Origin of the sequence: Pseudomonas citronellolis, assembly GCF_900112375.1 — a bacterium.
GTDB classification, from domain to species: Bacteria; Pseudomonadota; Gammaproteobacteria; order Pseudomonadales; family Pseudomonadaceae; genus Pseudomonas; species Pseudomonas citronellolis.
Window position 1 is genome coordinate 1 of sequence record NZ_FOLS01000063.1, and the last position, 11,365, is coordinate 11,365.

Sequence of the window (11,365 nt, forward strand, 5' to 3'; positions counted from 1 at the left end):
AACCGCCCGTCACTGGATTCCCGCGTTCGCGGGAATGACGGGGTGGGGTTCGGAGTAGCAGGATGACTCCGAACTCCCCGCCCACTCCGAACGGCCCCCTCTCCCGCTTGCGGGAGAGGGCTGGGGAGAGGGCGCTCTTTGCAGAGCCCCAACCTCTGTCGCAACCCCGTCGGAAATCCGTAGGGCGCATAACGCCTACGGCGTTATCCGCCGAATCGCGGACAGAGTCCGCTCCTACGGTTCCAGGGAAGCACGGGCGTAGGAGCGGACTCCGTCCGCGATTGGATTCACCGGCCACGCCGGACGCTCCGGTGGCACGAACAGCCCCCCCTCCCTCCGGGAGAGGATTGGGGTGAGGGCAACGGCCTTCGCCGATGCTCCATCACCGAACCTCCGCTCGCTATTCCACCGGCCGGACATGGCGACGGATATCGCTTCGCCCTCCCCCATCCGACAAGGCGTTTTTCAGGCGAAAAAAAACGGCACGGGCTTGCGCCCATGCCGCCTGAAAACCGGTCCGCCCGGCGCCGAAGCGCCGGGACGGGCCGGGTCGGTCAGACCAGCTGCTGCTGTTGCAGCGCCAGCAGGTCCTGTTTCACCAGCACGCTGTCGGGCACTGGCGCCTCGGCTGCCGGCGGGGTTGCCGCCACGCCCGGAGCCTGCGCCCCGGCCGGTGCCTGCAGCAGGCCCTGCAACGACAGCGGCTGCGCTTGCGCGACCGGCTCCTGGTGCAGTTCCAGCGCCGCGAACAGCCCGGCCATCAGCGCTTCCTCGCCCCCCAGGGGCTCGGCCAGCACCTGCGGTTGCAGCACGCTGTCCTCGAGGAAGATGGTGAACGGACCGGTGGGCGCCAGCCCTTCGGCCGCGGCCACCAGGCTCACGGAACCATCGGGGTTGGCCAGGAGGCTCAGGTCGCTGGTGGTGATGTACCAGTAACCATCCTCATCCACCGTCTGCGAGCCCACCGCTACGCCGTTGGCATAGAGCGTCACGGTGGTGCCCAGCGGCGAGGAACCCTTGACCGTCAGAGTCACGTCCTCGGTGAAGTCCTCCTTCTGCAGGTAGACGCCAGCGACGTCGTCGCGCACGTTGATGATCGACGGGTCGGCAGCGATCGGCAGGGCGATGGTGAAGTCCCAGGGCTCGCTGAGCGGGCCCATGTTGCCGGCTTCGTCCACTGCGCAGGCCTGCAGGCTGTGCTTGCCCGACTGCAGTGGCAGGCGCGGTTCGAACGCCCACTCCAGGGTGGTCTGGTTGACCGTGGCCGAGCCGAGGAACTTGCCATCGTCGTAGACGTACACGTACTTCACGCCGAAGGTGTCGACCTGGCCATAGAAGTTCGGCCAGGGGTCGTCGGTCTTCCCGCCCTTCGGCACATCGCCCCAGTCCGTCTCGGGGTTCGGTCCGATCATGTCGTACAGCCCCAGGTTGGTGACACGGCCCGGCGCGGTGACATCCACGGTGAAGTTCCAGCCGACGCTGCGCTCGCCTTCGTTGCCGGCCTCGTCCACGGCGGCGGCGCTGAAGCGATGCGCGCCTTCGTAAAGCGCCTCTTCCGGCGTGAAGCTCCAGTTGCCCTCGGCGTCCACCGAGACGCTGGCGATCAGCAGGCTGCCGTCGTAGATGTTCACCCACTTGGCGCCGATGGCCTGGCCGCTGAAGGTCGGCGTGGCGTCGTTGGTCAGGCCGCTCTGCTCGATGGTGCCGGTGATCAGCGGCTCGTCGTCGACCAGGTCCAGAGCCGTGACGGCCTCCGGTGCCTGGGTGTCGACGGTGAAGCTCCACTCGAGGCTTTCGCTCGGCGTGCCGCTGGCGGTTTCGGCCACCAGGCTCAGGTTGTACTCGCCGTCGGCCAGTTCCGGCAGCTCGAACTGCCAGTTGCCGTCGCCATCGACCAGCGCGCTGCCCAGCAGCGTCTGGCCGTCATGGATGAGCACCCGCACCGCGCCGTTGCCGGCCGTGCCGGAGAGCATCGGCTGGGCGTCGTTGGTCAGCCCGCCCTGGGCGATCTCGCCGAGAATGCCTTCGACATCGTCGTACACCGAGTCGAGACTGAGGGTCGGCACCTGGGCCTGCACCGTGAAGTCCAGCGACTCGCTGGGCTCGCTGGCGTTGCCGGCCGGATCGGTGACCACCACGCTGAGGCTGTGGTCGCCCTCTTCCAGCGGCTGTTCCGGGGTGAACTCCCACTGGCCGTTCTCGTCGATCACGACCGTACCGATCACTTCACCGTTGTCGAGGATGCTCACGGTGTCGCCCGGCTCACCCGAACCGCTGAGGGTCGGCTGGGTTTCGTCGGTCACGCTGCCCGGCTCGATCGGGCCGGTGATGGCGCCGGTGTTGTCCTCGGCGGTCACCATGCCCGGTTGTTCCGGCGCGGTGGTGTCGAGGATGACGGAAACCGGGGTGGTCTCGTCGCTGTGACGGCCGGCTGCATCCTGCGCCTTGGCGGTGATGACCTGTTCGCCATCGCCGGACAGCGGCAGTTCGGCGCTCCAGTTGCCGTTTTCGTCGGCGACCGCGCTGGCGGCCAGTACCCCGCCGACATACAGCAATACGAGGTTGCCGGCATCGGCGGTGCCCTTGAGCGACAGGCTGGTGTCGTCGGTGACGTCGCCATCGTTCAGCAGGCCGGTGACCGAACCCAGGTCGTCGCGGATTTCGTCGATGACCGGCGGCTGCGGCAGATCGGTTTCCTCACCCACCAGGGTGAAGGCGATGCTGTCGCTGGCTTCGCCGATCTGGCCGATGGCGTTCACCGGACGGACCGAGATCGCGTGTTCGCCGGAAGCCAGTTCCGGCGCCTGGAAGCTCCAGTTGCCTTCGGCGTCCACCGCGGCGGTGCCCAGCAGGGTTTCGCCGTCGTACACCTCCACGTACGTCGCCTCGCCTTCGACATGCCCCTGCACGAGCGGGGTGGCGTCGTCGGTGGAGCTGCCGTTGGCGATGGCGCCTACGACCGGACCGAAGTCGTCGAGCAGTTCGATACGGTCGATGACCATGGCCGGTACGCTGCTGTCGACGCTGAAGTCCAGGGACTCGCTCGGCTCGCTGGCATTGCCGGCCGGATCGGTGACCACCACGCTGAGGCTGTGGTCGCCCTCCTCCAGCGGCTGCTCGGGAGTGAACTCCCACTGGCCGTTTTCGTCGATCACGGCCGTGCCGATCACTTCACCGTTGTCGAGGATGCTGACGGTGTCGCCCGGCTCACCCGAACCACTGAGGGTCGGCTGGGTTTCGTCGGTCACGCTGCCCGGCTCGATCGGCCCGGTGATGGCGCCGGTGTTGTCCTCGGCGGTCACCATGCCCGGTTGTTCCGGCGCGGTGGTGTCGAGGATGACGGAGACCGGGGTGGTCTCGTCGCTGTGACGGCCGGCTGCATCCTGCGCCTTGGCGGTAATGGCGTGTTCGCCATCGCCGGCCAGCGGCAGCTCGGCGCTCCAGTTGCCCTGTTCATCGGCGGTGGTGCTGGCGACCAGTTCACCGTTCACGTACAGCAGTACGAGGTTGCCGGCATCGGCGCTGCCGTTGACGGTCAGGCTGGTGTCGTCGGTGACATCGCCATCGTTCAGCAGGCCGGTGACCGAGCCCAGGTCGTCGCGGATTTCGTCGATGACCGGCGGCTGCGGCAGCGGGGTTTCCTCGCCCACCACGGTGAAGCCGATGCTTTCGCTGGCCTCGCCCACTTGGCCAATGGCGTTCACCGGGCGGGCGGAGATGCTGTGCTCGCCGCTCTCCAGTTCCGGCGCCTGGAAGCTCCAGTTGCCGTCGCCGTCCACCAGGGCGGTACCCAGCAGGGTTTCGCCATCGTAGATTTCCACCCAGGCGGCTTCGCCTTCGACATGGCCCTGTACGAGCGGCGCGGTGTCGTCGGTGGAGTCACCGTTGACGATGGCGCCGGTGACGGGATCGACGTCGTCGATCAGCTCGATGCGGTCGATGAGCATCGGGGCCACGCTGCTGTCGACGCTGAAGTCCAGGGACTCGCTCGGCTCGCTGGCGTTGCCGGCAGGATCGGTGATCACCACGCTGATGCTGTGGTCGCCCTCCTCCAGCGGCTGCTCAGGCGTGAACTCCCACTGGCCGTTCTCGTCGATCACGACCGTGCCGATTACTTCACCGTTGTCGAGGACGCTCACGGTGTCGCCCGGCTCGCCCGAACCACTGAGGGTCGGCTGGGTTTCGTCGGTCACGCTGCCCGGCTCGATCGGGCCGGTGATGGCGCCGGTGTTGTCCTCGGCGGTCACCATGCCCGGCTGTTCCGGCGCGGTGGTGTCGAGGATGACGGAGACCGCAGCGGTCTCTTCGCTGTGGCGACCAGCCGGATCCTGCGCTTTGGCGGTGATAGCGTGCTCGCCATCGCCGGCCAGCGGCAGTTCGGCCGTCCAGTTGCCCTGCTCGTCGGCCACCACGCTGGCGGCCAGTTCGCCGTCGACGTACAGCAGCACCAGATCGCCCGCGGTAGCGCTGCCGTTGACGGTCAGGCTGGTGTCGTCGGTGACGTCGCCATCGTTCAGCAGGCCGCTGACCGAGCCCTGGTCATCGAGGATTTCGCTGATGACCGGTGCTTCCGGCTGTGCGACCTCCGGGCCCACCACTTCGAAGCGGATGCTTTCGCTGGCTTCGCCGGTCTTGCCGAGGGCATCCACCGGCACGGCGCTGAAGGCGTGCTCGCCGCTTTCCAGCTCCGGCGCCTGGAAGCTCCAGTTGCCCTGGGCGTCCACCGCGGCGGTGCCCAGCAGGGTTTCGCCGTCGTAGACCTCCACGTACTTCGCCTCGCCTTCGACGTGGCCCTGCAGCAGCGGCGTGGTGTCGTCGGTCTTGTCGCCATCGGCGATCAGGCCGGTGAGCGGACCGAAGTCATCCACCAGCTCGATGCTGTCGATGACCAGGTTGGCTACCGCGGTGTCCACGGTCAGTTCGAACGGACGGGTCGGTTTGCTTTCGTTGCCCGCGACATCGCTGGAAGTAACGGTCAGGCTATGGGCGCCATCGGCCAGTTCCGGCAGTTCCAGGCTCCAGTCGCCGTTCTCGTCGGCGAGGGTGCTGCCGACCAGGACGTCATTGTCATAGACCTTGACCAGGCCGTTGGGCTCGGCCTCGCTGCCCTGCAGGGTCGGGGTGGCGTCGTCGGTGGTGTCGCCGCTGGCCAGCGCGCCCTGGAGCAGGCCGGCGTTGTCCAGCACGGCGTCGAGGATCGGACGGTCCGGGGCCTTGGTGTCGATCACCAGGCTGAACTCGGCCTGGGCGGTGGCGCCGGTGGCACTCTGCACCTCGGCGGTGTAGTGGTGCTCGTCATCGGACTGGCCCACAGACAGGCGCAGGCTCCAGTTGCCTTCGGTATCGGCGACCACACTGCCGAGAACGAACCCGGCCTCGGAGATGATCACCAGCGCGCCCGGGGTGGCGGTGCCCACCAGGGTCGGCTGCCGGTCATTGGTGACGCCGCCGTTGGCCACCTCGCCAGTGATGCTCTCGACCTGGTCGAGGGCCATGTCGATGGTGACGAACGCGGGCGTGGAATCCACCACGAAGTCCAGGGCCTCGCTGGGCTCGCCAACGTTGCCGGCCGCATCGGTGATGACCACGCTGATGCTGTGGTCGCCGTCCTCCAGCGGCTGTTCCGGGGTGAACGTCCAGTTGCCGTTCTCGTCGACGGTGGCGGTGCCGATCTCCTCGCCGTTGTCGAGGATGCTCACGGTATCGCCCGGCTCGCCCGAACCGCTGAGGGTCGGCTGGGTTTCGTCGGTCACGCTGCCCGGCTCGATGGGACCGGTGACGGGGCCGGTGCTGTCCTCGGCGATCACCATGCCCGGCTGTTCCGGCGCGGTGGTGTCGAGGGTGACGGAGACCGCAGCGGTCTCTTCGCTGTGGCGACCGGCGGCGTCCTGCGCCTTGGCGGTGATGACCTGTTCGCCATCGCCGACCAGCGGCAGTTCGGCAGTCCAGTTGCCCTGCTCGTCGGCCACCACGCTGGCGGCCAGTTCACCGTTCACATACAGCAGCACGAGGTTGCCGGCCTCGGCGGTGCCCTTGAGCGACAGGCTGGTGTCGTCGGTGACGTCGCCGTCGTTCAGCAGGCCGGTGATCGAACCCACGTCATCGCGGATTTCGTCGATGACCGGCGGCTGCGGCAGATCGGTTTCCTCACCCACCAGGGTGAAGGCGATGCTGTCGCTGACTTCGCCCACTTGGCCGATGGCGCTCACCGGACGGGCGGAAATGCTGTGCTCGCCGCTCTCCAGTTCCGGCGCCTGGAAGCTCCAGTTGCCTTCGGCGTCCACCAAGGCGGTACCCAGCAGGGTTTCACCGTCGTAGATTTCCACCCAGGCGGCTTCGCCTTCGACATGGCCAACCACGGTCGGGGTGGCGTCGTCGGTGGAGCTACCGTTGGCGATGGCGCCGACTACCGGACCGAAGTCGTCCTGCAGTTCGATGCGATCGATGACCATCGGGGCCACGCTGGTGTCGACGCTGAAGTCCAGGGACTCGCTCGGCTCGCTGGCATTGCCGGCCGGGTCGGTGATCACCACGCTGATGCTGTGGTCACCCTCTTCCAGCGGCTGCTCAGGCGTGAACGCCCACTGGCCGTTCTCGTCGATCACGACCGTGCCGATCACCTCGCCATTGTCGAGGATGCTGACGGTGTCGCCCGGCTCACCCGAACCACTGAGGGTCGGCTGGGTTTCGTCGGTCACGCTGCCCGGCTCGATGGGCCCGGTAATGGCGCCGGTGTTGTCCTCGGCGGTGACCATGCCAGGCTGTTCCGGCGCGGTGGTGTCGAGGATGACGCTGACCGGTGCAGTCTCGTCGCTGTGGCGGCCAGCTTCATCCTGCGCCTTGGCGGTGATGACCTGTTCGCCATCGCCAGCCAGCGGCAGTTCGGCAGTCCAGTTGCCCTGCTCGTCGGCAGTGGTGCTGGCGACCAGTTCGCCGTTCACATACAGCAGCACCAGGTTGCCAGCATCGGCGCTGCCGTTGACGGTCAGGCTGGTGTCGTCGGTGACGTCGCCATCGTTCAGCAGGCCGCTGACCGAGCCCTGGTCATCGCGGATTTCGCTGATGGCCGGTGCGTTCGGCAGGGCGACCTCCGGGCCCACCACTTCGAAGCGGATGGTTTCGCTGGCTTCGCCGGTCTTGCCGAGGCTGTCCACCGGTACGGCGCTGAAGGCGTATTCGCCGCTTTCCAGCTCCGGCGACTGGAAGCTCCAGTTGCCCTGGGCGTCCACCGCGGCGGTGCCCAGCAGGGTTTCGCCGTCGTAGATTTCCACGTAGGCGGCATTCGTCCCTTCGACGTGGCCCTGCAGCAGCGGCGTGGTGTCGTCGGTCTTGCCGCCGTCGGCGATAAGGCCCTGGACCTCGCCGAAGTCGTCGACCAGTTCGATGCTGTCGATGACCAGGTCGGCCACCGCGGTGTCCACGGTCAGTTCGAACGGACGGGTCGGCTTGCTCTCGTTGCCCGCGGCATCGCTGGAGGTAACGGTCAGGCTATGGGCGCCATCGGCCAGCTCCGGCAGCTCCAGGCTCCAGTCGCCGTTCTCGTCGGCGAGGGTGCTGCCGACCAGGGTGCCGTTGTCGTAGACCTTGACCAGGCCGTTGGGCTCGGCCTCGCCGCCTTGCAGGGTCGGGGTGGCGTCGTCGGTGGTGTCGCCGCTGGCCAGCGCGCCCTGGACCAGGCCGGCGTTGTCCAGCACGGCGTCGAGGATCGGGCGGTCCGGGGCATTGTTGTCGATCACCAGGACGAAGTCGGCCTGGGCGAACTCGCCGGTGGCGCAACGGACTTCCGCGGTGTAGGTGTGCGAGCCTTCGGACTGGTTACGGTCCAGGGTGATGCTCCAGTTGCCCTCGGCGTCGGCGACCGCGCTGCCGAGCACCAGCCCGGCCTCGGAAAGGACCACCAGCGCGCCGGCGGTGGCGGTGCCCACCAGGGTCGGCTGCAGGTCATTGGTGACGCCGCCGTTGGCCACGTTCTCCAGGCCCGGCTCGACGTCGTCCAGGGCGTGGTCGATGCTCACCTGCGGCGCCTCGCTCCAGACGCTGAATTCCAGGGCGTCGCTGGGCTCGCTGAGGTTGCCGGCGGCGTCCTGGGCCTGCACGGTGATGCTGTGCGAACCGTCGGCCAGCGGCGGCTCGGGGGTGTAGCTCCAGTTGCCCTGGGCATCGGCCACCACGCTGCCCAGGGGCATGCCGTTGTCGCTGATGATGACCGTGGAGCCCGGCTCGGCCTGGCCGCTGAATTCCGGGGTGTTGTCGTTGGTGGCGCCATGCTGGGTGATCGGGCCCTGCACCACGCCTTCGTTGTCGTCGGCGCCCACCTGTTCCGGCTTGTCCGGCGCGGTGGCGTCGAGGGTGATGGATACCGGAGTGGTTTCGTCGCTGTGGCGGCCGGCATCGTCCTGGGCCTTGGCGGTGATGACCTGTTCGCCATCGCCGACCAGCGGCAGTTCGACGCTCCAGCTGCCGTCCTGCTCTGCCACCACGCTGGCGGCCAGTTCGCCGTTCACGTACAGCAGCACGAGCTTGCCGGCTTCGGCGCTGCCCTTGAGCGACAGGCTGGCGTCGTCGGTGAGGTCACCATCGTTCAGCAGGCCGGTGAATGTGCCCTGGTCGTCGAGGATTTCATCGATGACCGGCAGTTGCGGCAGCGGCGTCTCGTCACCCACCAGGGTGAAGCCGATGCTGTCGCTGGTCTCGCCTTCCTGGCCGATGGCGCTCACCGGACGGGCGGAAATGCTGTGCTCGCCGCTCTCCAGTTCCGGCGCCTGGAAGCTCCAGTTGCCGTCGCCGTCCACCAGGGCGGTGCCCAGCAGGGTTTCGCCATCGTAGATTTCCACCCAGGCGGCTTCGCCTTCGACATGGCCCACCACGGTCGGGGTGGCGTCGTCGGTGGAGCTGCCGTTGGCGATGGCGCCGACTACCGGACCGAAGTCATCCTGCAGTTCGAGATGGTCGATGACCATGGCCGGTACGCTGCTGTCGACGCTGAAGTCCAGCGACTCGCTGGGCTCGCTGGCGTTGCCGGCCGGGTCGGTGATCACCACGCTGATGCTGTGGTCGCCCTCCTCCAGCGGCTGCTCCGGAGTGAACTCCCACTGGCCGTTCTCGTCGATCACAACCGTACCGATTACCTCGCCATTGTCGAGGATGCTCACGGTATCGCCCGGCTCACCCGAACCACTGAGGGTCGGCTGGGTTTCGTCGGTCACGCTGCCCGGCTCGATGGGGCCGGTGATGGCGCCGGTGTTGTCCTGGGCATCCACCATGCCCGGCTGTTCCGGCGCGATGGTGTCGAGGGTGATGGACACCGGGGCGGTTTCGTCGCTGTGGCGACCGAAGTCGTCCTGGGCCTTGGCGATGATGACATGCTCGCCATCGCCGGCCAGCGGCAGTTCGACGCTCCAGCTGCCGTCCTGCTCGGCCACCACGCTGGCGGCCAGTTCGCCGTCGACGTACAGCAGCACCAGGTTGCCGGCCTCGGCGTGGCCCTTGAGCGACAGGCTGGTGTCGTCGGTGACGTCGCCATCGTTCAGCAGGCCGCTGACCGAACCCTGGTCGTCACGGATTTCCTCAATGACCGGCAGCGACAAGGGCGGCACATCCGGCCCGGCCACTTCGAAGTCGATGGAGGCACTCTTGCCATAGTTCTCGGCGGCGTCCAGCGGGAAGACTTCGAAGCGATGCGCGCCGGAAGCCAGTGCGTCCGGGGTGTACTCCCAGTTGCCCTGCTCATCCACCAGCACCCGCGCCAGGACGTTGCCGTCGAGGAGGATTTCCACCCACTTGACGCCGTTGGCGGCAGCGTTCGCCACCTGGCCCTCGAGCCTCGGGGTGGTGTCGTCGGTCTTGCCGCCGGCGGCGATGGCCCCGGTGACCGGGCCGAAGTCGTCGTGCAGGGTGAAGCTCACCACGGCATCGTCACCGGGCGGGGTCAGGTCGAGCGTCAGTTCCAGTTGCTGGAAGGACTTGTACTGCCCCCTCTCGGTGTACACGTTACCGGCGGCATCGATCATGAAGAACTTGAGCGTATAGTCCCCCTCCTGCTCCGCCAGGCCCTCTGGCCAGTCGCAGCGCCAGGTGCCATCACTGCCGATCTCGGCCGTGACAGTGGCGACCTGCTTGCCATAGTGAATTTCCAGCAGCACGGCATGCATGTCCGCCTCGCTGGCCTGGCCGGCGAACTTGCCCACGAAGCTCGGCTGCGCGTTGGCCTGTACCTGGCCACCGTCCATCGCCAACGGGCGCTCGCCGGCCAGCACTTGCAGGGGCTCTTCCAGCTCGACCGGCTCCGGCGCCTGGCTATCGAAAGTCACCCGGTAGAGATCGGAGTCGACGCCGTCGACGGTGATGTAGAAATCGACCACGCCATCCTGGAACGGCATGTCGATGTCCAGGGCCCAGGTGCCGTTCTTGCGCACCACGACGCTGCCCAGTTCCTGCACCTCACCGGATTCGAGAACGACGCGGATGAACACTTCCTGGCCCACCGTAAGGCCGGAGCCCTTGAAGGTCGGCGTCTTGTCGTTGGTATATCCGCCCGACTCGACCACACCCTTGAGCGTGCCGATATCGTCCTCGATGAGGAATTGGGGCTTGTCCGCACGCGGCGCGGGCGCATCCTGTCCGGCGGATGCGTCCTGCGCAAAGGGCAGGCTGGCCTGCGGCCGGTCCTGATCGTCGTTCCAGTTCTTGTCGGTCATGCGCCGAGACTCCTTCAAATCGTCAATTGGCAGTCATCGCCACCCGGTGTGCGGGAGGCTGAAATCAGCGGGCAATGAGCGCCGGCGCCGCCGGCGATGCCCCACCGGCGATCCTAGGCAAATCGCCAGCGACCTCCCTTCAGGAATCCCTCAAAGGCCGGGGCATTCAGGTGGATGTCTGAGGGGCGGGTGGAAGCACGGGGTGGCGGTACCCTGCCCCGTTTGCGGGGAGGGTTGGGGGGCGGAGTGCAGGTTTGGCGATGGAGTAGCGGCGGAGTCCGTTGCCCTCACCCCAGCCCTCTCCCGGAAGGAGAGGGGGCTGTTCGTGCCACCGGAGCGTCCGGCGTGGCCGGTGAATCCAATCGCGGACGGAGTCCGCTCCTACGCCCGTGCTTCCCTGGAACCGTAGGAGCGGACTCTGTCCGCGATTCGGCGGATAACGCCGTAGGCGTTATGCGCCCTACGGATTTCCCGAGAGCTTTAGGTGCTGGGTTCAAGAGCGCCCTCTCCCCAACCCTCTCCCGCAAGCGGGAGAGGGGGCTGTCCTGAGCGAAGGGAGAATCCTGAGTCATCCTGAAACACCTGCCCCCCACCTCGTCATTCCCGCGAACGCGGGAATCCAGTGACTGCGGGGTTCGCGAGCAAGCTCGCTCCTACGAAGAGCAAAA

The 11,365-nt window shown here is 67.3% G+C and carries 1 protein-coding gene; it reads right to left on the reverse strand.

What is annotated here, in order from left to right:
- Window positions 1-554 precede the first annotated feature (554 nt).
- Window positions 555-10,697 (reverse strand): Ig-like domain-containing protein, encoded by a 10,143-nt coding sequence (locus BM060_RS32215; RefSeq protein WP_083426885.1) that lies wholly within the window; start codon window positions 10,695-10,697, stop codon window positions 555-557.
- Window positions 10,698-11,365: the final 668 nt, after the last annotated feature.